This window comes from Micrococcus endophyticus (assembly GCF_014205115.1).
Taxonomy (GTDB): Bacteria; Actinomycetota; Actinomycetes; order Actinomycetales; family Micrococcaceae; genus Micrococcus; species Micrococcus endophyticus.
The window spans coordinates 775,336-796,595 of the sequence record NZ_JACHMW010000001.1; the positions used below are offsets into that span (position 1 = coordinate 775,336).

A 21,260-nucleotide genomic window follows, 5' to 3' on the forward strand; every position below is an offset into this window, starting at 1 on the left:
CGGTTCTGTCGGGTGCTCAGCGGCCGCGCAGCAGGGCCACGATGCCCTGGCCGCCGGCGGCGCAGACGGAGACGAGGCCCAAGGAGCCCGCGCCCTTCTCGTGGAGCATCTTGGACAGCAGGGCCACGATGCGCCCGCCGGTCGCGGCGAACGGGTGGCCGGCGGCCAGGGACGAGCCGTGCACGTTGAGCTTGGCGCGGTCCACGCTGCCGAGGGCGCCGTCCAGGCCCAGGCGCTCACGGCAGTACTCCTCGTCCTCCCAGGCGGCCAGGGTGGCCAGCACGGTGCCGGCGAACGCCTCGTGGATCTCCACGAAGTCCAGGTCCTGGAGGGTGAGGCCGTGGCGGGCGAGCAGGCGGGGCACGGCGTAGGCGGGGGCCATGAGCAGGCCCTCGTCCCCGTCCACGAAGTCCACGGCGGCGTTCTCGACGTCCACGAACTCGGCGAGCACGGGCAGGCCGCGCTCGGCGGCCCAGTCCTCGGAGGAGAGGAGCACGGCGGAGGCGCCGTCGGTGAGCGGGGTGGAATTGGCCGCCGTCATCGTGGCCTCCTCGCCCAGGTGGCGGCCGAAGGCCGGCTTCAGCCCGGCCAGCTTCTCCGGGGTGGAGTCCGGGCGCAGGTTGTTGTCCCGGTCCAGGCCGCGGAACGGGGTGACGAGGTCGTCCATGTAGCCGGCGGCGTAGGCGGCGCCGAGGTTGCGGTGCGAGGCCGCGGCCAGCTCGTCCTGGGCCTGGCGGGTGATGCCCCAGCGGTGGGTGGTCAGGGCCTGGTGGTCGCCCATGGACATGCCGGTGCGGGGCTCGCCGGCGCCGGCGGGCTCGGGGGCCAGGTGGCCGGGGCGCAGGTCCTTGAGGGCCGCGAGGCGGTCCTTCATGGTCTTGGCTGCGTTGAGGCGCAGCAGGGCGCGGCGGGCGCCGTCCGAGAGGGAGACGGGGGCGTCCGAGATGGAGTCCACGCCGCCGCCGATCGCGGAGTCGATGCGGCCGAGGCGGATCTTGTCCGCGAGGGTGCCGATGGCCTCCATGCCGGTGGCGCAGGCGACCTGCAGGTCGGCGGCCGGGGTGTCGGAGGCCAGGGCGGAGCCCAGCACGGCCTCGCGGGTGAGGTTGAAGTTGCGGGGGTGCTTGAGCACGGCGCCGGCGGTGACCTGGCCGACGCGCTCCCCCTGCAGCCCGAAGCGGGCCACGAGGCCGTCGAGGGCGGCGGTGAGCATCTCCTGATTGCCGGCCTCGGCGTAGGCGGTGTTGGCGCGGGCGAAGGGGATCCGGTTGCCGCCCACGACGACGGCGGGGCGCAGGGCGCCCCCGGCGATGGCGGGACGGGCGGTGGTCTCGGGCTGGGTCATGGCGGTCCTCTCGACGGCGGGCCCGTCGCCGGGTCGGCGGGGGCGGCTCCGGCCCGGGACGATACGGACGTTCCGGGCCTGGGTGACTGTGACGCACAGTACCTGATACGCTCCGTTTCGTGAAGTCCGACACCCCCGCCCGCGACGGCCGCAGCGCCCGCTGGGACCGCCACCGGGCCGAGCGCCGCCTGGACCTGGTGCGCGCCGCCCGCGCCGCCGTGCACGCCCTCGGCGCGCAGGCCTCCATGGACGAGATCGCCTCCCACGCGGGCACCTCGAAGACGGTCTTCTACCGGTACTTCGGGGACCGCGAGGGGCTTCGCCTGGCGGTGGCCGAGCGCGTCACCGCGCACATGGAGCGCCGCCTGCTCGAGGCCGTGGACGGCCCGTCCTCCGGCGCGGACGCCCTGCACCGCATGGTCGAGGTCTACCTGACCGTGGCCGCCACCTCCCCGCAGGTCTACGCCTTCGCCGTCGCCCCCGCGCCCGCCGCCCCGGACGCCCCCGCCCCCGTCCTCGGGCCCTTCCTCGAGCGCGTCTACGGCGTGCTCGAGTCCGGGCTGGCCCGCGACCTGGCCGCGCGGGGCCGCACCACGGCCCCGGGCGACCCGCTGGCTCTGTGGCCGCGCGCCGCCGTCGGGCTGGTGCGCGCCGCCGCCGAGACCTGGCTGCGGACCCCGGCCGCCGGTCGCATCCCGGCCGAGGCGATGGCCCGTGCCATCGCCGACTGGCTGCTGACCGGCCTCACCGGCGCCGCACCCGGCGCCCCCCTCGACCCCGCGGCGGCCGACGCCGACCGCGCCCGCCCCCACTCACGAACAGGAGCATCGTCATGACCGTCCACGAGAAGCTCGCCGCCGAGGCCCCCCGCCACGCCACGGACGTCCCCTCCGACGTCGCCGAGATCGCCCCCGAGCACCCCGAGCCAGGCTCGCTGGACTCCGCCGCCCTGCAGGACGCCCTGCTGGGCGCGTGGGCCGAGGACCGCCGCACGGCGCGCGCCCTGGTGCGCGACCCCCGCCTGCACCGCGACCCCCTGCTGGGCATGGACGAGCACCGCGAGCGCGTGCTCGGGCAGCTGGGCGTGCTCGTGGAGAACGGCGCGGTGCACCGGATGTTCCCGAAGGAGTTCGGCGGCGACGACAACCACGGCGGCAACATCGCCGCCTTCGCGGACCTCGTGCTGGGCGACCCGTCGCTGCAGATCAAGGCCGGCGTGCAGTGGGGCCTGTTCGCCGCCGCCATCCTGCACCTCGGCACCGAGGAGCACCACCGCCGGTGGCTGCCCGGCGCCATGGACCTGTCCGTGCCCGGCGCGTTCGCCATGACGGAGATCGGGCACGGCTCGGACGTCGCCTCGATCGGCACCACCGCCACCTACGACGAGGCCGCCGGCGAGTTCGTCATCCATACCCCGTTCAAGGGCGCGTGGAAGGACTACCTCGGCAACGCCGCGCTGCACGGCCGGGCCGCCACCGTGTTCGCCCAGCTCATCACGAAGGGCGTCAACCACGGCGTGCACTGCTTCTACGTGCCGATCCGCGACGAGGACGGGGCCTTCCTGCCGGGGATCGGCGGCGAGGACGACGGCCTCAAGGGCGGCCTGAACGGCATCGACAACGGGCGCCTGCACTTCGACCAGGTGCGCGTGCCGCGCACGAATCTGCTGAACCGGTACGGCGACGTGGCCGAGGACGGCACGTACTCCTCCCCCATCGAGTCCCCCGGCCGGCGCTTCTTCACCATGCTCGGCACGCTCGTCCAGGGCCGCGTCTCGCTCTCGCTGGCCGCGACGACGGCCTCGTTCCTGGGCCTGCACGGCGCGATCGCCTACGGCGAGCAGCGCCGCCAGTTCAACGCCTCGGACCCGGAGCGCGAGGAGGTGCTGCTGGACTACCAGAACCACCAGCGCCGCCTCGTGGACCGGCTCGCCCGGGCCTACGCGGACGCCTTCGCCTCGAACGAGCTCCTCGAGCGCTTCGACGGCGTGTTCTCCGGCCGCGCCGACTCGGACGCGGACCGGCAGGAGCTGGAGACCCTCGCGGCCGCCATCAAGCCCCTGGCCACCTGGAACGCGCTGGACACGCTGCAGGAGACCCGCGAGGCCTGCGGCGGCGCCGGCTTCATGGCCCGCAACCGGATCCCCCAGATGCGCGCGGACCTGGACGTGTACGTCACCTTCGAGGGCGACAACAACGTCCTGCTGCAGCTGGTGGGCAAGCGCCTGCTGACGGACTACTCGCACGAGTTCGGCCGCCTCAACGTGGGCGCAGTCTCCCGGTACGTGGTGGCGCAGGCCTCGGACGCGATCCACCGCGCGGGCCTGCACAAGGCCGTGCAGTCCGTGAGCGACGGCGGCTCCGAGCGCCGGTCCGCGAACTGGTTCAAGGACCCGGAGGTGCAGCGCGACCTGCTCACCGACCGCGTGCGCGCCAAGACGGCGGACATCGCCAGCACCCTGGCCGGCGTGCGCGGCAAGACCCAGGCCGAGCAGGCCGCCGCGTTCAACACCCGCCAGCACGAGCTGATCGAGGTCGCCCGCAACCAGGGCGAGCTGCTGCAGTGGGAGGCCTTCACCCGCGCCGTGGAGGCCACCCGGGACGAGAGCACCCGCACCGTCCTGACCTGGCTGCGCAACCTCTTCGCGCTGCGCGTGCTCGAGGAGGACCTCGGCTGGCTCGTGGCCCACGGCCGCCTCTCCAGCCAGCGCGCCCGCTCCCTGCGCGGCTACGTGAACCGCCTGGCCGAGCGCCTGCGCCCCTTCGCGCTCGAGCTCGTCGAGGCGTTCGGCCTGGAGCCCGAGCACCTGCGCATGGACATCGCCACGCAGGCCGAGGCCGAGCGCCAGGCCGAGGCCCATGCCTGGTTCGAGGCCCGCCGAGCCGCCGGCGAGGAGCCGGAGGACGAGAAGGCCGTGCGCGCCCGCGAGAAGGCGACGCGAGGCCGCCGCGGCTGACCGCGGCCGTCCCCGGACGCACCGGGCCCCCGTCACCTCGCGGTGGCGGGGGCCCGTGTGCGTGGTCGGGCGGGCTCAGCGCAGCACGGCCTCGTAGACCTCGATCGTGCGCTCCGCAATGGTCTCCCACGAGAAGTGCTCGATGGCGCGGGCCCGGCCGGCCTCGCCCATCGCCGTCGCCCGTTCCGGGTCCTCGAGCACCCGGGTGAGGGCGGCCGCGAAGTCCGCGGCGAACGCGTCCTCGTCCACGGGGGCGCCGGTGCCGTCCGCGACCTGCTGGATCGGGACGAGCAGGCCCGTGACGCCGTCGTCGACGACCTCCGGGATGCCGCCCACCGCCGAGGCGACGACGGCGGTGCCGCACGCCATCGCCTCGAGGTTGACGATGCCGAGGGGCTCGTACACGGAGGGGCAGGCGAACACGGTGGCGGCCGAGAGGATCTGGGTGACCTCTCGGCGCGGGATCATGCCCTCGATGACGACGACGCCCTCGCGGGTGCGGCGCAGCTCGGCGATGAGCCCGTTGACCTCGTGGGCGAGCTCCGGGGTGTCCGGTGCGCCCACGCAGAGCACGAGCTGGACGTCTTCGGGCAGGCGCAGCGCGGCGCGCAGCGCGGCGCGCAGCAGGTGGGGCACGCCCTTCTGGCGGGTGATGCGGCCGACGAACGCCACGGAGGGACGGGTCGGGTCGATGCCGTACTTCTCCAGCGCGTCGGTCTCGGCCTGCGGGGTCCAGGCCTCGGTGTCGATTCCGTTGTGGACGGTGTGCACCTTCTCCGGGTCGACCTCCGGGTAGCAGGCGAGGATGTCCCGGCGCATGCCGTCGGAGACCGCGATCACCGCGTCGGCGCCGAGGTAGGCGGTCTTCTCCGCCCAGCTCGAGAGCGCGTAGCCGCCGCCGAGCTGCTCGGCCTTCCACGGGCGCAGCGGCTCGAGGGAGTGCGCGGAGAGCACGTGGGGGACGCCGTGCATGAGCTTGCCGAGATGCCCGGCCATGTTCGCGTACCAGGTGTGGGAGTGGATCACGTCCGCCCCCTCGAGGTCGCCGAGGATGGTGAGATCGGTGGCCAGGGTCTGCACGGCCCCGTTGGCGGCGTCGAACCCGGGCGGATTCGGGTACGTCAGGACGCGGGCCCCGTGGTAGTCCGGGTCACGCGGCTCGCCGAAGGCGTGCACCCGGACGTCGGCGCGGGAGGCGAGGACGCGGGTCAGCTCGGCGACGTGGACGCCGGCTCCGCCGTAGATGGACGGGGGGAACTCTTTGCTCACGATGTCGATGCGCACGCCCCTAACCTAGTTCAGCCCGGCTGGGGTCGATAGTCTGGCGGCACGGATGCCCCGCAACGCCCCGAGCACGCGTGCGGGACGCGACGACCCGGCTCACGAAGGAGTGACGCAGATGGTGCAGAAGAAGGTCCTCTCGGTCGTGCTGGCGGGCGGTGAGGGCAAGCGCCTGATGCCGCTGACGGCCGACCGCGCCAAGCCGGCCGTCCCGTTCGGCGGCACGTACCGCCTCATCGACTTCGCGCTGTCGAACCTGGTCAACAGCCGGTACCGCGAAATCGTCGTGCTGACGCAGTACAAGTCGCACTCGCTGGACCGCCACATCTCCGAGACGTGGCGGATGTCCACGTTGCTGAACAACTACGTGGCCTCCGTGCCGGCGCAGCAGCGCCGCGGCAAAGACTGGTTCACGGGCAGCGCGAACGCCATCTACCAGTCCATGAACCTGATCCACGACGCACGGCCGGACATCGTCGTCGTCATCGGCGCGGACCACGTGTACCACATGGACTTCCAGCAGATGGTGGATCAGCACATCGCCTCGGGCGCCAAGGCGACCGTGGCCGCGGTGCGCCAGCCGCTCGAGCTGGCCTCCTCGTTCGGGGTGATCGAGACGGACCCGCAGGACAGGACGCGGATCTCGGCGTTCGTGGAGAAGCCGCAGACCACCCCCGGCCTGCCGGACGACCCCACGCTGTTCCTGGCTTCCATGGGCAACTACGTGTTCGACACGGACGCCCTCGTGGCGGCGCTGAACCAGGACGAGGAGAACCCCGAGTCGAACAACGACATGGGCGGGGACATCATCCCGATGTTCGTGGAGCGCGGCGAGGCCGGGGTGTACGACTTCACCGCCAACGAGGTGCCCGGCGGCACGGCCGGCAAGCACTACTGGCGGGACGTCGGCACCCTGGACTCCTACTACGACGCGCACATGGACCTCGTGCAGCCGTGGCCCGAGTTCAACCTCTACAACCGCGACTGGCCGACCTACACCCGCCAGTCCGTTTCGCCGCCGGCCAAGCTGGTGCGGTCCTCCTCGGGCCGGCCCGGCTCGGCGAACGACTCGATCCTCTCCCAGGGCGTGGTCATCTCCGGGGGCACCGTGGCCCAGTCCGTGCTCTCCACGGACGTGCGCGTGGCCAACGATGCGTGGGTGGAGCAGTCCGTGCTGCTGGACTCCGTCGTGATCGGCGAGGGGGCACACGTGCGCAACGCCATCCTGGACAAGAACGTCGTGGTCCCCCCGGGCGCCCGGATCGGCTTCGACCGCGCCGAGGACGAGGCCAACGGCTACACCGTGACGGACTCCGGGCTGACGGTGCTCGCCAAGGACCAGTCCGTCCCCAAGCCGCACTGACCGCAGCGTCGTCACGCCCCCGGCGGGGCCGTCCCTCGGGCGGCCCCGCCGTCGTCTGTCGGCACGGCCCCGGCCCCGCCGCGGCCTCCCCGCCCCGGCCCCGCCGCGGGCCCGAGGCGCTACCCTCGACCGTGGCGCGCCTCACCCCGCGCGCCGGACCGCCGGCCCCGAGCCCGAGCGTCCCGCCCGCCCGTCCCGACCCCCGGAGGATCCATGCCCCGCCCCCACGCCGCCGTCGACCTCGACGCCACCAACGTCATCCGCGCGGAGGCCGCCGAGCGCTCCCGCCTGCTCACGGTGAGCGCGTACGAGGTCCACGTGGACGTGTCCGGCGCCCGCGACGAGGCGGCGGAGACCTACCCGGTGGAGGCCACGCTGCGCTTCGTGTGCGCCGAGCCGGGCGCCGCCGCGCACGTGGACTGGATCCACGCCGGCGTGGACGCCGTGGTCCTCAACGGCCGCGAGCTGGAGCCGGCCGAGGTCGTCGGCGACGCCCGGATCCTGCTGCCCGAGCTCGCCGCCGAGAACGAGCTCGTCCTGCGCGGGCGCTCGCGGTACTCGCGCTCCGGCGAGGGCCTGCACCGCTTCACCGACCCGGCCGACGGCCAGGTGTACCTCTACACGCAGTACGAGCCGGCCGACGCCCGCCGCGTGTTCCCGGACTTCGAGCAGCCCGACCTCAAGGCGGCGTTCACGTTCGCCCTCACCGGCCCCGCCGACTGGGTGCTGGCCTCGAACCGCCCCGAGGCCTCCCGCACCGAGGTGCGCCCCGGCGTCGTGCGCGTGGACTTCGAGCCGACCCTGCCGCAGTCCACCTACATCACCACCCTGCTGGCCGGGCCCTACGCGTCCTGGGAGGACCGCTGGGACGGCCACGCCGGCACCGGCGCGCCCGCCGTGCCGCTGCGCCTGTTCACCCGGCAGACCATGGCGGAGGCGTTCGACCCCGAGGCCGTGTTCGACGTGACCCGGCGCGGCCTGGACCTGTTCCACGAGCTCTTCGGCGTCCCCTACGAGTGGGGAAAGTACGACCAGGCGTTCGTGCCCGAGTACAACCTCGGCGCCATGGAGAACCCGGGCCTGGTGACGTTCACGGAGGACTTCGTGTTCACCTCGCGCGCCACCGCGGCGCAGTACGAGGGCCGGGCCAACGTGATCCTCCACGAGATGGCCCACATGTGGTTCGGCGACCTCGTGACCATGCGCTGGTGGGACGACCTGTGGCTCAAGGAGTCCTTCGCGGACTTCATGGGCACCCTCGGCGTGGACGAGGCCACGGACTTCGAGACGGCCTGGGTCACCTTCGCCTCCCGCCGCAAGGCCTGGGCGTACGTGCAGGACCAGATGCCCACCACGCACCCCATCGTGGCGGACATCGTGGACCTCGAGGCCGCCCGCCAGAACTTCGACGGCATCACCTACGCCAAGGGCGCCTCGGTGCTCAAGCAGCTCGCGGCGTACGTGGGCCGGGACGCCTTCCTCGACGCCGCGCGCCGCTACTTCCGCGCGCATGCCTGGGGCAACGCCGAGCTGACGGACTTCATGGCCGCGCTCGAGGCGGCCTCGGGCCGCGACATGGGCGCGTGGGCGGACGCGTGGCTGCACACCTCCGGCGTGCCGCGGCTGCGGGTCGAGGCCGGCGACGACGGCGCCCCCGTGCTGCACCAGGAGGGCGTGGACCCCGTGACGGGCCGGCCCGTGCTGCGCCCCCACGCGCTCAAGGTGGGCGTGTTCACCCCGGACGAGGCGGGCGTGCTGCGCCGCACCGCCCAGGTCGCGGCGGACGTGCCCGACGGGGCCGACGGCGCCGCCGTCGTGCTCGAGGGGCTGACGGTGCCGGCGGGCGTGCGGCTCGTGCTGCCCAACGACGAGGACCTCACCTACGCGGCGCTCGCCCTGGACGAGGCCTCCCTGCAGGCGGCCCTCACCCACCCCATCGCCGACCCGCTCGCCGAGGCCACCGTGTGGGCCGCCCTGTGGTCCATGACCCGGGACGGCGAGCTGCCCGCGGCCCGGTTCCTCGAGGCCGTCGAGCGGCTCTCCGCCGGGATCGAGACCGTGGGCGTGCACACCCAGGTCCTCACCCAGGCGGCCACCGCAGTCTCCCAGTTCGCGGCCGCCGCGGACCGCCCTGGCCTGCGCGCCCGCCTGGCCGAGACGCTCGCCGAGCAGGTCCGGGCCCTCGAGGCCGGCTCCGACCGGCAGCGCACCGCCGCCCGCACGTGGGCCCTCGTGGCCCGCGCCGACGCCGACCTCGCGCGTCCCCTCGCCGCGGCCCTGCTGGGCGGGACGGGGGCGGGCGCGGCCGACGACGGGGCCGGCGAGGACGCCCCCGGCCTGGCCGTGGACGCGGAGATCCGCTGGCTCGTGCTCCAGGCCCTCGCGGCCACCGGGCAGGCGGACGAGGCCCGGCTCGACGCCGAGCTGGCGGCCGGCCGCACCGCCCAGACCGTGACCTGGCACCGCCTGGCGACGGCCGCCCGGCCGGAGCCCGCCGTGAAGGCCGCCGCGTGGGAGGCCGTGATGGCCGGGCGCACCGCCGACGGGGTCGAGCTGTCCAACGACCTGCTCTCGGCCACGGCCGCGGGCTTCGCCGCCGGGGACGTGGAGCTCCTCGCCGAGCACGAGGCGGGCTTCTGGCCGCGCCTGGAGCAGGTGTGGGCCTCGCGCTCCAACGGGCTGGCGAGCCGGGCGATCGGCGGGCTCTTCCCGGGCCACCAGGACGCGGTGGCCGGCGACGCCGCCGCGCAGGAGTCCCACCCGACCCTCGCCTCGGCACAGCGCTGGCTCGACGAGCACCCCGACGCCCCCGGCGCCCTGCGCCGCCTCGTGGTGGAGCACACGGACCAGCTGCGCCGGTCCCTGCGCGTGCAGGCGGCCCAGCCGACCGCCTGACCGCCCCCGCTCCCCCGCTTTCGTGCGGGAAACGGGAGCCTCCCCCACCGCTGTCGTGCGGGAGACGGGAGGCGCCTGGGGGCGTGAGGATCCGTCAGCGGACCAGGAACCGCAGCTCGCGTCCCACGCGGCGCAGCCCCAGCTCGTTCGCCGCGCGCAGGGCGGCCCGGTCCCCCGCCGCCGCGGTCTCGACGAGGACGGGCCGCTCTCGCAGCGCGGCCACCAGGGCCGCGTGCCGGGCCAGGTGCTCCGCCCCGCCACGGGGGTTCAAGGAGAGCGCGTTCATGTCGGCGGCGAGGTTCCACCGCTCCTCGAACTGCTCGACCTCGCGGCCCAGGCGCGCGCCCAGGGCCGCGGGGTCGACCACGCGTCCGGGTCCACGCCGACCCGCTCGGCGAGCGCCCTCTGAAGTCCGACGACCGCCTCCGCGCTGAGCGCGTCCTCGGGCGGGCGGGTCCCGAGGCACTCCTCGGGCAGCCCCAGGAGGGCGGTGAGCGCCTCGGCCCGGTCCCGGCTCCGGGCCGCCAGCGCCTCGAGCGCGGCGGATGCCTCCGTCTCCAGCGGCAGCGCCCGCAGCGCGCCGGCCCGGATCGTCACGCCGGCGGCCTGCGCCAGCGCGACCAGGTGCTCCCAGTGAGCGTCCTCCTCCTGGGCGGCGGTCATCCCGGGGGCGGGCTCGTCCGGCCCGGTGACCGTCACAGCCGTCTCGGCCACCTCCGACGGGGTGAGCCCGTCCCAGCCCGCGCTCGAGCTCCACCCGCGGTCGGTCAGCAGCGGGACGCGCCGGCCGTCGGCGAGCTCCAGCTCGAGCACGCACTCCACGGCCACGGTGGTCCGCGGCCTCGCCGGGGCGTCGGAGCGCGCCACCAGGCGGACGGGCGCGGCGTCATCGTCGTTCATGCGCCGATCCTGCCACGCCGATCCTGCCACGCCGGTCCGCCGCACGCCCCGGCCGGGCCGGTCACGGCACGCGGGCGGTCCACTCCTGCGTGCCGAACTTCGTGCGCGCGAGCTCCTCGGCCTCGGCGCGCGTGGCGTCGTCGAGCTCCACGCGGCGGGCGCCGTAGCGCTCCTCGAACGTGGCCATCATGGTCTCCCAGATCTCCGGGCGCGCGACGCCGGTCTGGCGGCGCAGCGGGTCCACGCGCTTCTTCGCGGAGGCCACGCCCTTGCCCTTGAGCTTCTCGCGGCCGATGCGCAGGACCTCGAGCATCTTGTCCGCGTCGATGTCATAGCTCATGGTCACATGGTGCAGGAGACCGTCCTGCCCGACCCGCTTCTGGGCCGCCCCGCCGATCTTGCCCTGGTCCGTGGCGATGTCGTTGAGCGGCTGGTAGAACGCCTGCACGCCGAGCCGGGAGAGGGCGTCCATGGTCCACTCGTCGAGGAACGGGTAGGACTCGGCGGTCTCGAGCCCGTCCACGAGGGAGCGCGGCACGTGCAGGGAGTAGGTGACGCAGTTGTCCGCCTCCATGAACATGGCCCCGCCGCCGGAGATGCGGCGCACGACGTTGATGCCGTGGCGGCTCGCGCCCTCGGGGTCCACCTCGTTGGCCAGCGACTGGAAGGCGCCGATCACCACGGCGGGCTCGTTCCACTGCCACAGGCGCATGGTGGGACGACGGCGGCCCTCGGCCACCTGGCGCGTGAGCACCTCGTCCAGGGCGACGGTGAGCGCGATCGGCAGGGGCTCGGGCGGGATGATCTCCCACTCGTGGTCCTCCCAGGTGGTCGCCTTGCCGAGGGCGCGGCGCACCGCCGTGGCGATCGCGTGGGCGTCCACGCCGAACAGCTCGGCGTCCTCGCGCAGGCCGGCCTCGACGGCGGCCTGGATGACGCGGTGCTCGGCATCGGCCGAGAGGCCGGTGACGGCCGCGTTGAGGTCTTCGAGGGCCTCGTCCGGCTCGAGGAAGAAGTCGCCGTTGATGCTGGCCGCGGCGATGCGGCCGTCGTCGATGGTCAGGTCGGCGGCCACGAGCTTGCCGCCGACCACCTTGTACTCGCCGTGATGCGTGGTCATGCCCGCCAGACTAGGGACGACGCGCGGGCCGCGGCCAGGCGGTCCGCCGAGGGCGCAGAGGGGTCGGGTCCGTCGGACGCCGACGGACGCCGACGCGCCGCGGAAGGCTCCCGTCTCCCGCACGAAAGGGCCGGGGAAGGCTCCCGTTTCCCGCACGAAAGTGCCGGGGATGCGGACGGGCCCCGCGCCGCCCGGGATGGTCCGGGGGCGCGGGGCCCGTCGTCGTGCTGGTGTGAGAGCGGCTCAGGCCGCTGCGATCACTTGGAGCCGCCGAAGCCCTTGAAGCGCGCGTTGAAGCGCTCCACGCGGCCGGCGGTGTCCATGATGCGCTGCTTGCCCGTGTAGAACGGGTGCGAGGCGGCCGAGATCTCGACGTCGATCACCGGGTAGGTGTTGCCGTCCTCCCACTCCGCGGTCTTCTGCGAGTTCGCGGTGGTGCGGGTGAGGATCTTCTCGCCGGAGGCGAGGTCGTTGAAGATGACGTAGCGGTAATCCGGGTGGATCTCAGACTTCATGGTGCATCCTTCGTGTCAGCCGCCTGATTGGGACCAGGGGCGCGAGAGGTGGGATCGGGGGCACGCCAGACGGCGGACCGACCGCTTACTCTACCCCACGGGCGCCCGTCGCTCCCAGCGGGGCGTCCGGGGCGTGTCGCCGCGGTCCCCGACCCGCGCCGTCCCGCCCCGGCTCCGCGCCCGGCGCTCAACGGGCCCGCAACTCCCACAGCGCCACGGCCGCGGCGGCGGCCACGTTGAGCGAGTCGACGCCGTCGGGCATGGAGATGACGACGTCGGCGTCGGTGTGCTCCAGCGTCTCGGTGCGGACGCCCGGACCCTCCTGGCCCAGCACGAGCGCCAGCCGGTCGGCCGAGCGCAGCGGCTCCAGCTCCGGGCTGTCCAGGCCCACGGCCCGCTCGGTCACCTCGAGCGCGGCCACCGCGAACCCGGCCTCCCGCAGCGCGGGCACCGCCTCGGCCACGGGCCCCTCCAGCCGCGCCCAGGGCAGGCGGAACACGGTGCCCATGGACACGCGGATCGCGCGTCGGTAGAGCGGGTCGGCGGCCTGCGGGGTGAGCAGCAGCGCGTCCCAGCCCAGGGCCACGGCCGAGCGGACCACCGCCCCGAGGTTGGTGTGGTCCACGAGATCCTCGGCGATGAGGACCCGCCGGGCGCCGGCGAGCACGTCCGTCACGGGGCGCGGCGCGGGGCGGTCCATCGCGGCCAGGGCGCCGCGGTGCAGGTGGAAGCCGGTGAGGGAGGTGAGCACCTCGTCCGGGCCCGTGAACAGGGGCACGTCCGGGTGCGCGGCGAGCACGTCGGCGAACGACTCGCGGTACCGGTCCCCCAGCAGGAAGGAGCGGGGCGTGTGCCCGGCGGCCAGGGCCCGTCGCACCACCTGGGAGGACTCGGCGAGGAAGACGCCGTGCTCGGCGTCCACGCGGCGGCGCAGGGCGGCGTCCGTGAGCGTGGTGTACGGGGCGAGCCGGGGGTCCGCGAGGTCCTCGGCCCGGGCGAGCCGGACCTCGCGGCCGTCCGGCCCCGCGGACGCGGCCGGCTCAGCCACCGTCCACCAGCCGCAGGACCATGCTCACGAGCCCCGCCAGTCCCACCACCACGATCACGATGCGCAGCACCGTCGGCGAGATCCGCCGGCCGATCCGGGCGCCCACGAGGCCGCCCACCATCGAGGACGCGGCGATGAGCAGCACCGCGGTCCAGTCGATGCGGTCGAAGGCGAACAGCAGGTACGACGTCGCGGCGACGAGGTTGACCACCAGCGAGAGCCAGGTCTTGATCGCGTTGGCGTGCACGAGGGTGCCGCCCACGAGGAACACGCCGAGGATGCCCATCAGCAGCACGCCCTGGGCCGCCACGAAGTACCCGCCGTACACGCCGGCCAGGAACACGAGGACCCAGAGCACGGGGCTGACGGGCCGGCTCGGCCGGGCCGGGACGTCCACGACGCCGTCCTCGCGCGCGGCCGAGCGGCGCCGGACCCACACCTGCAGGCGCGGCTGGAGCACCACGAAGGCCAGCGCCACCACGATGAGCACGGGCGCTGCCACGCCGAACACCTCGGCCGGCAGCAGGATCAGCAGGAAGGCGCCGAGCACGCCGCCCAGCAGCGAGGCCACGGTGAGCACCGGCAACACGGCGCCGGACTCCTTGAGCTCGCGGCGGTAGCCGAACACACCGGAGAAGCCCGCGGCCACCAGGCCCATGGCGTTCGAGATCTGCGCGGTGACGGGCGGGAACCCGACCGCCACGAGGGTCGGGAAGGTGACGAGCGTGCCGGAGCCGATGACGGAGTTGATCGTGCCGGCCCAGAAGCCGGCCAGCAGCACCAGCAGGACCTGCCAGAGCTCGAGCCCGAGGACGTCCGCGCCGAGCACGCCGATCACTGGGCCACGGCGGTGTAGCGCCCGCCCGTCCGCGTCACGCGCAGGGGCGTGTCGAAGGCGGCCGAGAGGTGCCCCTCCGTGAGGGTCTGCTCGATCGGGCCCGCGGCCACCGCGTGGCCGTCGCGCAGCAGCAGCGCGTGCGTGAAGCCCGGGGGCACCTCCTCGAGGTGGTGGGTGACGAGCACGAGCGCGGGCGCGTCCTCGTCCCGGGCCAGCTCGCTGAGCTGGGCCACGAGGGCCTCGCGGCCGGCGAGGTCCAGGCCGGCGGCGGGCTCGTCGAGGAGCAGCAGCTCGGGGTCGGTCATGAGGGAGCGGGCGATCAGCACGCGCTTGCGCTCGCCCTCGGAGAGGGTGCCGAAGCGGCGGTGCGCCAGCCGGGAGAGCCCCCAGGAGGAGACCAGGCCCAGGGCCCGCATGCGGTCCTCGTCCTCGTAGCTCTCGCGCCACGTGCCGGTCACCCCGTACGCGGCCGTGACCACGGCGTCCTGCACCTTCTCCTCGTGCGGGACCTGCGCGGCCAGCTGCGCGGAGGACAGGCCGATGCGCGGGCGCAGCTCGAACACGTCGACGGCGCCGAGCACCTCCTCGAGGATCGCGACCTCGCCTCCGGTCGGGTGCAGGCGGGTGGCGGCGATCTGGAGCAGGGTGGACTTGCCGGCGCCGTTCGGCCCCATCACGATCCACCGCTCCCCCGCCCGGAGCGTCCAGTCCAGAGGGCCGAGGATGTCGGTCTGGCCGCGGCGCACGCGCACGCGGCGCATCTGCAGCACGGCGTCCTCGTCCGGGAGGAACCAGTCGTTGGAAGGCGCGGGGAGGGTCATGGGCTCCACCCTAGTCCGGCCCGCGGGACGACGCTTCAGCGACGCACGGGCCCGCCGGCCCCGTCCCCCGCCTAGGATGCGGCGCATGAGCACCCTGCGCCGACTCGTGGTCACCGCCGACCCCGCCCTCCTCGCCGACCGCACACCCCCGGCGGGCGTCCCCGACGACGCCGAGCGGCTCCTCGAGGACGGCCTGCTGGGCTGGCGGTTCGCCGCGGACGAGTGGGCCGCCGCCCCGGAGCCCGGTCCGGGCTGGGCCGTGCACACACTGCCGGCCGCCGTCGCCGAGGCGCCCGTGCCGCTCGTGGTGACGGACGTGGACTCCACGCTGATCCGGCAGGAGGTCATCGAGCTGCTCGCCGCCCACGCCGGCCGCGAGGCCGAGGTCGCCGCCGTCACCGAGCGGGCCATGCGCGGCGAGCTGGACTTCGCCGCCTCCCTCCACGCCCGCGTGGAGGCGCTCGCGGGCCTGCCGGTGGGCGTGGTGGACGACGTGGTGCGCGCGATCCGGCCCACCGCCGGCGCGCTCGCGCTGATCGAGGCGGTCACCGCGGCCGGCGGGCGGGTGTGCGCCGTCTCCGGCGGCTTCACCCAGGTGCTCGCGCCGCTCGCCCAGGCCTGGGGCGTGCACGCCTACTGCGCCAACGAGCTCGAGGTGCACGACGGGCACCTCACCGGCAGGGTGGCGGGCGACGTGGTGGACCGGGCCGCGAAGGCCGCCATGCTGCGCGCCTGGGCCGAGGACGCGGGCCTGTCCCCCGAGCAGGCCGTGGGCGTGGGCGACGGGGCCAACGACATCGACCTGCTCGACGCCGCCGGCGCCGGCGTGGCCTTGTGCGCCAAGCCGGTGCTGCGGGAGCACGCAGACGTCGTCGTCGACGTCCCCTCCTTCACCCCGCTGCGCTGGCTCCTGGGACTCTGAGCGGCCCCTGAGCGGCCCCTGACCCCGGCGGATCCGCCCGCGGACGCACGACACCCCCCCGGCCCTGACGGGTCCGGGGGGCGTCGTGCCTCGGCGCGGGGCTCAGCCCTCGCCGCGGGCGAGGAAGTCGCGGGCGCCGCCCACGAGCTCGGTGTGGCCGACCTCGAGGTCGTCCCGGCCCACGAGCGCGGCCACCTCGGCGGCGAACTCCTCCACGGAGTACAGCCGGCCGGCGGCCTCGCGGCGGGCGTCGATCGCGCCCGGCTCGGCACGGTCGAGCAGCGTGGCCGTAATGGTGCCCTCGATCATGTCGCCGGAGACGACGGCGAAGCCGACGCCCTTGGCCTCGAACGCGGGGATCCGCTCGCGCAGGGCGTCCTCGCCGGCACGCTTGGAGCGGGCCACGGGCTCGTAGGAGTCCATGGTGGCGACCTCGTCGATGAAGTGCGCCTGGTGCGAGGTGACGAACACGATCTGCCCGCCGGCGGACATGCGCTCGAGGGCGGCGTCGGCCAGCGCGGCCTGCGCGTCCCGGTTGAGCTTCATGGCGTAGTCCTCGCCGAACTGGGACTCCATGCCGCCGGAGGCGTTGAGGACGAGCACGTCCAGGGAGCCGAAGCTCTCCACCGCGGCGTCGAGCAGCGCGGCGCGGTCCTCGGCGGAGGTCACGTCCCCGCCCACGGCCACGGCGCGGCCGCCGGCCTCCTCGATCTTCTGCACCACCTTGTTCGCGCGGGGCGCCTTCTGGCGGTAGTTCACCACGACGCCCGCGCCGCGGGCGGCGAGCAGCTCGGCGGTGGCGGCGCCGATGCCGCGGGAGGATCCGGTGACGACGACGCCGCGCCCGGTGAGGTCCTTCTCAGTCATGTTCGTGTGCTTCCTGTCTGCTCTGCGATGGGCGGGAGGGCGGGTCAGTGGCCCATGCCCAGGCCGCCGTCCACGGGGATCACGGCGCCGGAGATGTAGGCGGCCTCGTCGGAGGCGAGCCAGCGCACGACGTCGGCGACCTCCTCCGGCTGCGCGAAGCGGCCGGCGGGGATCGACTTCTTGTACTGGGCCTTCAGGTCCTCGCCGAGGGACTGGGTCATCTCGGTGTCGATGTAGCCGGGGGCCACGACGTTGGCGGTCACGCCGCGGGCGCCGAGCTCGCGGGTGATCGAGCGGGCCATGCCCACGAGGCCGGACTTGGAGGCCGCGTAGTTCACCTGGCCGGGCGAGCCGAGCAGGCCCACCACGGAGGAGACGAGGACGATGCGGCCGCGCTTGAGGCGCATCATGCCCTTGGTGGCGCGCTGGACCACGCGGAAGGCGCCGGTGAGGTTGGTGTCGACGACGGAGGTGAAGTCCTCCTCGGACATGCGCAGCAGCAGCTGGTCGTTGGTGATGCCCGCGTTGGCCACGAGGACCTCCACCGGGCCGTGGGCCTCCTCCACCTCGCGGAAGGCGGCGTCCACGGACGCGGCGTCCGTCACGTCGGCCCGCACGGCGAGCACGCCCTCGGGGCCTTCGCCGGAGCGGGAGGTGACGGCCACGCGGTCGCCGTTCGCGGCGAAGGCGCGGGCGATGGCCAGGCCGATGCCGCGGTTGCCTCCGGTGACGAGGACGCTGCGGCCGGAGGCCTTCGCGTCCGCTGCGGTCGGGGTGGTCTGATCGGCCATGGGGCACCTTCCGGGCGGGATGGGACTAGACTGGAGCACCGGCGCGCCCCCGCGTCGCCGTCGTCCCGAGGGACGCCGCCGACGGGCGCGTCGGCCTGTGAACCACCACTCTACGTCCGAGGCCGCGCAGGGTCCTTCCGTGACCCGACGTGCCAGGAGGATCCGCCATGACCAGCTCCGCCGCCGGCTCCCGTGCCGGCCGTCCCGCCCGCGCCGGGTGCTCGACGGGGCCGCAGGTCCAGGGGGTGACGACCGCCTCCGCCGCCCGCAGCGAGGACCGCGAGGCGCGCATGAAGGTGTACCTCGTCCAGATGCTCATCCGCACCGTCTGCTTCGGCGCCGCCCTGTTCACCACGGGCTGGTGGCAGCTGCTGTTCATCCTCGGCGCGGTGGCCCTGCCCTACGTGGCCGTGGTCCAGGTGAACAACGCCGGCCCCCGGCAGGCCGGCAGCTTGCGCGCGGTCCCGGCGGAGGGTCCCGAGCTCACCGCCCGCCCGGCCGACGCGCCCGGCCCGGCCTCCCCCGTGGTCCTGACCGGCGACGTCGTGGACGACCCCCGCGAGGCCGGCCCCCGGGCGCTGCCCCCGGGCTCCCCTTCCGAGGGCGCCCGCCGGCTGCCCGGACGGGGCGCGGCATGAGCGGGGACGGCATGGACCTGCTCGGCGCCCTCGCCGCCGGCCGCCTGGACCCGGCCGCCGGGGCCCGCCCCGCCCCGCGTGAGGACGGCCCCGCCCCGGACGGGCCGGGCGGGCTGGTCTGCTCCCGCCGCGGCTGCACCGCCGCCGCCGACTGGGCGCTGGAGTGGAACAACCCGCGCGTCCACGCCCCCGAGCGCGTGAAGACGTGGCTCGCGTGCGCGGCGCACCGGGGCTTCTTGGACGACTTCCTGAGCGCCCGCGGCTTCCTGCGCGCGGCCCGCCCCCTCGGACCGGGCACGGCCCGCCCCGGCGGCGCCACCCGACCCGCGACCTCGAAGGAGCCCCCGCGCCCATGACCGCCCCCGCCCCCGCGACCGGCCGGCGCGATCCCGGCTCCGCGCGCCCGCCGCGCCTGCGCTTCGACTTCCTGGCCACGCCGCCGTGGATCCTCGGCTTCGTGCTGTGCATCCTGTTCGCGTTCGCGTGCCACTACCTGGCGCAGTGGCAGTGGGAGCGCCGGGTGCAGGTCCAGCACCAGGTCAACCGCGTCCTGGAGAACTACGACGACGCCCCGGTGCCCTTCGCCCAGGCCTCGCGGATGTTCACGGACTTCGACGCCCAGGACGAGTGGACCCCCGTCACGCTCTCCGGCGAGTACCTCGCCGAGGAGACCCTCGTGGTCCGCAACCGCCCCCGCGCCGGCCGCCCCGGCTACGAGGTGCTCGTGCCGTTCCGCACGGACGAGGGGCCCGTCGTCGTCGTGGACCGCGGCTGGCTGCCGGTGGGCAACACCCCCGGCCGCCCGGACGCGGTGCCCGCCCCGCCGGCGGGGCCCGCGGAGGTCGTGGTGCGCGTCAAGCCCGGCGAGCCCGCCCTGGACCGCGACGCCCCCGAGGGCCAGGTGCCTTCGATCGACCTCGCGGAGATCCGCGGGCACGTGGGCGGGCCGGTGGCGGACACCGCCTACGGGATCATGGTCGAGGAGGACCCGGCCGTGCAGGACCTCCCGCAGAAGCTGGTGGAGCCGACCCTCGACGAGGGCCCCCACCTCTCCTACGCGATCCAGTGGTACCTCTTCGCCGCCATGGGCTTCGGCGTGTGGGGCTACTCGGCGTGGATGCGCGCCCGCAACGACCGCGCCGACGCCCTCGAGGGCGTCCGCGACGACGGCATGCTGACCGCCCGCCGCGCCCCGCGCCCCAAGCCCGTGCGGCGCCGCCGGGACGGCCGCCCCACGGACGAGGAGGCCGAGGACGCGCTCTTCGACTGAGCGGACGGCTCAGGCCAGGGTGATGAGGTCCTTGTAGTCCTCGTTCCACAGGTCCTCGACGCCGTCCGGCAGCAGGACCACGCGCTCGGGGTCGAGTGCCTCGACGGCGCCCTCGTCGTGCGTGACGAGCACGACCGCGCCCTCGTACTGGCGCAGGGCGCCCAGGATCTCCTCGCGCGAGGCGGGGTCCAGGTTGTTGGTGGGCTCGTCGAGCAGCAGCACGTTGGCGCTGGAGGCCACGAGGGTGGCCAGGGCCAGGCGGGTCTTCTCGCCGCCGGAGAGGACGCGGGCGGGCTTGTCCACGTCGTCGCCCTGGAAGAGGAACGAGCCGAGGAGCGTGCGCGCCTGGGTGTCGCCGAGCTGCGGGGCGGCGTGGCGCATGTTGTCCAGCACGGAGGCGTCCTGGTCCAGCGTGTCGTGCTCCTGGGCGAAGTAGCCCAGCTTCAGGCCGTGCCCCTCCTGGACCTCGCCCGTGTCCGGGGCCTCCTCCCCCGCCAGCATGCGCAGCAGGGTGGTCTTGCCGGCGCCGTTGTAGCCGAGGATCACCACGCGGGAGCCGCGGTCGATCGCCAGGTCCACGCCGGTGAAGATCTCGAGGGAGCCGTAGGACTTGGAGAGGTTCTCGGCGCGCAGGGGCGTCTTGCCGGAGGCCTGGGGGGTGGGGAACCGGATGGCGGCCACGCGATCCGCGGCGCGCTCGCCCTCGACGCCGCGCATCAGCCGCTCGGCGCGCTTGATCATGTTCTGCGCGGCGGTGGCCTTGGTGGCCTTGGCGCGCATCTTCTCGGCCTGGGCCATCAGGGCCGAGGCCTTTTTCTCGGCGTTGGCGAACTCGCGACGGCGGCGCGCCTCGTCCTGCTGGCGCTGTGCGAGGTAGTTCTTCCACGTCATGTTGTAGACGTCCATGGTCTGCCGGTTGGCGTCCAGGTAGAGGACCTTGTTGACGGTCATCTCCATGAGCTCCACGTCGTGGGAGATCATCAGCAGGCCGCCCGGATAGGTCTTGAGGTAGTCGCGCAGCCACACGATCGAGTCGTGGTCCAGGTGGTTGGTGGGCTCGTCCAGCAGCATGATGTCCGCGTCGGAGAAGAGGATGCGGGCGAGCTCCACGCGGCGGCGCTGGCCGCCGGAGAGGGTGTGCAGCGGCTGGTCGAGCACGCGGTCCGGCAGGCCCAGGTTGGAGGTGATCCGGGCGGCCTCGGACTCGGCCGCGTAGCCGCCGCGGGCCTCGAACTCCGCCTCGAGCCGGGAGTAGCGGTCCATCGCGCGCTGGCGCTCGACGTCGTCGACGGCGGCCATGCCGGCCTCGGCCTCGCGCATGCGGCGGATGGTGTGGTCCAGGTCCCGCGCGGAGAGGATGCGGTCCCGGCCGGACTGGTCCATGTCCTCGACCTTGGGGTCCTGGGGCAGGTAGCCGATCCGGCCCGTGCGGGTCACGGAGCCGGCCGTGGGCTGGCCGCCGCCGGCGAGGATCTTGGTGAGCGTCGTCTTGCCGGCGCCGTTGCGGCCCACGAGCCCGACCTTGTCCCCCTTGTCCACGCGGAAGTTCACCTCGTCCATGAGGAGGCGGGCGCCCACGCGCAGTTCGACATCGGTGACGGTCAGCATGAGGGTGGCAGGCTCCTGGGGTCAGGGTGAGGGGGCGGGGTGGCTCGGCGGCGGTTCCGCGCGGCGGCGCAGGCGGGGCGCG

The 21,260-nt window shown here is 74.5% G+C and carries 20 protein-coding genes; 8 read left to right on the top strand and 12 right to left on the bottom strand.

Annotated elements, in window-relative coordinates:
- Positions 1-16 precede the first annotated feature (16 nt).
- Positions 17-1,345: an acetyl-CoA C-acetyltransferase gene (locus HDA33_RS03500; RefSeq protein WP_184170953.1), complete on the bottom strand. Its 1,329-nt coding sequence runs from the start codon at positions 1,343-1,345 to the stop codon at positions 17-19.
- A 119-nt stretch (positions 1,346-1,464) separates the two neighbouring features.
- Between HDA33_RS03500 and HDA33_RS03505 the strand changes: the two genes are divergently transcribed.
- A complete protein-coding gene (locus tag HDA33_RS03505) occupies positions 1,465-2,181 on the top strand; it encodes a TetR family transcriptional regulator (protein WP_184170957.1) in 717 nt (238 codons plus the stop codon).
- Positions 2,178-4,301 carry an acyl-CoA dehydrogenase family protein gene (locus HDA33_RS03510; RefSeq protein WP_184170960.1) on the top strand — a complete coding sequence of 708 codons (2,124 nt, stop codon included), beginning with the start codon at positions 2,178-2,180 and terminating at the stop codon, positions 4,299-4,301. The genes HDA33_RS03505 and HDA33_RS03510 overlap by 4 nt, the downstream gene beginning before the upstream one ends.
- A gap of 75 nt (positions 4,302-4,376) precedes the next feature.
- Here the strand turns inward: HDA33_RS03510 and glgA are convergent, their stop codons facing one another.
- Positions 4,377-5,585, bottom strand: coding sequence for a glycogen synthase (glgA, locus tag HDA33_RS03515; RefSeq protein ID WP_184170963.1), 1,209 nt, complete (start codon positions 5,583-5,585; stop codon positions 4,377-4,379).
- Between the two features lie 115 nt (positions 5,586-5,700).
- Here glgA and glgC point away from each other — a divergent pair, with 115 nt between their 5' ends.
- Positions 5,701-6,945 carry a glucose-1-phosphate adenylyltransferase gene (glgC, locus tag HDA33_RS03520; protein WP_184170965.1) on the top strand — a complete coding sequence of 415 codons (1,245 nt, stop codon included), beginning with the start codon at positions 5,701-5,703 and terminating at the stop codon, positions 6,943-6,945.
- Between the two features lie 213 nt (positions 6,946-7,158).
- On the top strand, positions 7,159-9,840 hold the full coding sequence (gene pepN, locus HDA33_RS03525; protein ID WP_184170968.1) for an aminopeptidase N: 2,682 nt from the start codon (positions 7,159-7,161) through the stop codon (positions 9,838-9,840).
- A 94-nt stretch (positions 9,841-9,934) separates the two neighbouring features.
- Here the strand turns inward: pepN and HDA33_RS12650 are convergent, their stop codons facing one another.
- The 7 genes from HDA33_RS12650 to HDA33_RS03555 all read right to left on the bottom strand — a co-directional run bounded on the left by HDA33_RS12650 (position 9,935) and on the right by HDA33_RS03555 (position 15,082).
- Positions 9,935-10,207, bottom strand: coding sequence for a hypothetical protein (locus tag HDA33_RS12650; protein ID WP_246416853.1), 273 nt, complete (start codon positions 10,205-10,207; stop codon positions 9,935-9,937).
- Entirely contained in the window at positions 10,123-10,740 is a 618-nt protein-coding gene (locus HDA33_RS03530) for a hypothetical protein (protein ID WP_246416854.1), read from the bottom strand. The genes HDA33_RS12650 and HDA33_RS03530 overlap by 85 nt, the downstream gene beginning before the upstream one ends.
- Before the next feature lie 61 nt (positions 10,741-10,801).
- Entirely contained in the window at positions 10,802-11,860 is a 1,059-nt protein-coding gene (locus HDA33_RS03535) for a lipoate-protein ligase LplAB (RefSeq protein ID WP_184170971.1), read from the bottom strand.
- A gap of 257 nt (positions 11,861-12,117) precedes the next feature.
- Entirely contained in the window at positions 12,118-12,375 is a 258-nt protein-coding gene (locus tag HDA33_RS03540) for a type B 50S ribosomal protein L31 (protein ID WP_017489131.1), read from the bottom strand.
- A 187-nt stretch (positions 12,376-12,562) separates the two neighbouring features.
- Positions 12,563-13,423 carry a TrmH family RNA methyltransferase gene (locus tag HDA33_RS03545; RefSeq protein ID WP_184170974.1) on the bottom strand — a complete coding sequence of 287 codons (861 nt, stop codon included), beginning with the start codon at positions 13,421-13,423 and terminating at the stop codon, positions 12,563-12,565.
- Positions 13,416-14,261, bottom strand: coding sequence for a TSUP family transporter (locus HDA33_RS03550; RefSeq protein ID WP_184170977.1), 846 nt, complete (start codon positions 14,259-14,261; stop codon positions 13,416-13,418). The genes HDA33_RS03545 and HDA33_RS03550 overlap by 8 nt, the downstream gene beginning before the upstream one ends.
- Positions 14,258-15,082 (bottom strand): ABC transporter ATP-binding protein, encoded by an 825-nt coding sequence (locus HDA33_RS03555; protein ID WP_184170980.1) that lies wholly within the window; start codon positions 15,080-15,082, stop codon positions 14,258-14,260. The genes HDA33_RS03550 and HDA33_RS03555 overlap by 4 nt, the downstream gene beginning before the upstream one ends.
- Positions 15,083-15,167: 85 nt before the next feature.
- Here HDA33_RS03555 and serB point away from each other — a divergent pair, with 85 nt between their 5' ends.
- The gene (gene serB, locus HDA33_RS03560; protein ID WP_184170983.1) at positions 15,168-16,004 is read left to right on the top strand and encodes a phosphoserine phosphatase SerB; all 837 of its coding nucleotides are present in this window, start codon (positions 15,168-15,170) and stop codon (positions 16,002-16,004) included.
- 102 nt (positions 16,005-16,106) lie between these two features.
- Here the strand turns inward: serB and HDA33_RS03565 are convergent, their stop codons facing one another.
- A complete protein-coding gene (locus HDA33_RS03565; protein WP_158493130.1) occupies positions 16,107-16,871 on the bottom strand; it encodes an SDR family oxidoreductase in 765 nt (254 codons plus the stop codon).
- Positions 16,872-16,915: 44 nt separating this feature from the next.
- Positions 16,916-17,662, bottom strand: coding sequence for a beta-ketoacyl-ACP reductase (locus tag HDA33_RS03570; RefSeq protein ID WP_158493129.1), 747 nt, complete (start codon positions 17,660-17,662; stop codon positions 16,916-16,918).
- 167 nt (positions 17,663-17,829) lie between these two features.
- Here HDA33_RS03570 and HDA33_RS03575 point away from each other — a divergent pair, with 167 nt between their 5' ends.
- Genes HDA33_RS03575 through HDA33_RS03585 form a run of 3 tightly spaced genes read left to right on the top strand, consistent with a single transcriptional unit; the run spans position 17,830 to position 19,570 of the window.
- Entirely contained in the window at positions 17,830-18,300 is a 471-nt protein-coding gene (locus tag HDA33_RS03575) for a DUF3099 domain-containing protein (RefSeq protein ID WP_184170986.1), read from the top strand.
- The gene (locus tag HDA33_RS03580) at positions 18,297-18,656 is read left to right on the top strand and encodes a hypothetical protein (RefSeq protein ID WP_246416855.1); all 360 of its coding nucleotides are present in this window, start codon (positions 18,297-18,299) and stop codon (positions 18,654-18,656) included. The genes HDA33_RS03575 and HDA33_RS03580 overlap by 4 nt, the downstream gene beginning before the upstream one ends.
- Complete coding sequence (locus HDA33_RS03585) at positions 18,653-19,570, top strand: SURF1 family cytochrome oxidase biogenesis protein (protein ID WP_184170989.1); 918 nt, start codon at positions 18,653-18,655, stop codon at positions 19,568-19,570. Before HDA33_RS03580 ends, HDA33_RS03585 begins: the two co-directional genes overlap by 4 nt.
- 9 nt (positions 19,571-19,579) lie before the next feature.
- Here HDA33_RS03585 and HDA33_RS03590 read toward each other — a convergent pair whose 3' ends face one another.
- On the bottom strand, positions 19,580-21,178 hold the full coding sequence (locus tag HDA33_RS03590; protein WP_158493126.1) for an ABC-F family ATP-binding cassette domain-containing protein: 1,599 nt from the start codon (positions 21,176-21,178) through the stop codon (positions 19,580-19,582).
- Between the last annotated feature and the right edge of the window lie 82 nt (positions 21,179-21,260).

Bases quoted from the DNA above. Each gene is read 5' to 3' on its own strand.
- HDA33_RS03570 (WP_158493129.1), bottom strand. From the start codon at position 17,662: ATGGCCGATCAGACCACCCCGACCGCAGCGGACGCGAAGGCCTCCGGC.
- glgC (WP_184170965.1), top strand. From the start codon at position 5,701: ATGGTGCAGAAGAAGGTCCTCTCGGTCGTGCTGGCGGGCGGTGAGGGC.
- HDA33_RS03565 (WP_158493130.1), bottom strand. From the start codon at position 16,871: ATGACTGAGAAGGACCTCACCGGGCGCGGCGTCGTCGTCACCGGATCC.
- HDA33_RS03500 (WP_184170953.1), bottom strand. From the start codon at position 1,345: ATGACCCAGCCCGAGACCACCGCCCGTCCCGCCATCGCCGGGGGCGCC.
- HDA33_RS03540 (WP_017489131.1), bottom strand. From the start codon at position 12,375: ATGAAGTCTGAGATCCACCCGGATTACCGCTACGTCATCTTCAACGAC.
- HDA33_RS03555 (WP_184170980.1), bottom strand. From the start codon at position 15,082: ATGACCCTCCCCGCGCCTTCCAACGACTGGTTCCTCCCGGACGAGGAC.
- pepN (WP_184170968.1), top strand. From the start codon at position 7,159: ATGCCCCGCCCCCACGCCGCCGTCGACCTCGACGCCACCAACGTCATC.
- HDA33_RS03585 (WP_184170989.1), top strand. From the start codon at position 18,653: ATGACCGCCCCCGCCCCCGCGACCGGCCGGCGCGATCCCGGCTCCGCG.
- HDA33_RS03590 (WP_158493126.1), bottom strand. From the start codon at position 21,178: ATGCTGACCGTCACCGATGTCGAACTGCGCGTGGGCGCCCGCCTCCTC.
- HDA33_RS03530 (WP_246416854.1), bottom strand. From the start codon at position 10,740: ATGAACGACGATGACGCCGCGCCCGTCCGCCTGGTGGCGCGCTCCGAC.
- serB (WP_184170983.1), top strand. From the start codon at position 15,168: ATGAGCACCCTGCGCCGACTCGTGGTCACCGCCGACCCCGCCCTCCTC.
- HDA33_RS03535 (WP_184170971.1), bottom strand. From the start codon at position 11,860: ATGACCACGCATCACGGCGAGTACAAGGTGGTCGGCGGCAAGCTCGTG.
- HDA33_RS03575 (WP_184170986.1), top strand. From the start codon at position 17,830: ATGACCAGCTCCGCCGCCGGCTCCCGTGCCGGCCGTCCCGCCCGCGCC.
- HDA33_RS03580 (WP_246416855.1), top strand. From the start codon at position 18,297: ATGAGCGGGGACGGCATGGACCTGCTCGGCGCCCTCGCCGCCGGCCGC.
- HDA33_RS03510 (WP_184170960.1), top strand. From the start codon at position 2,178: ATGACCGTCCACGAGAAGCTCGCCGCCGAGGCCCCCCGCCACGCCACG.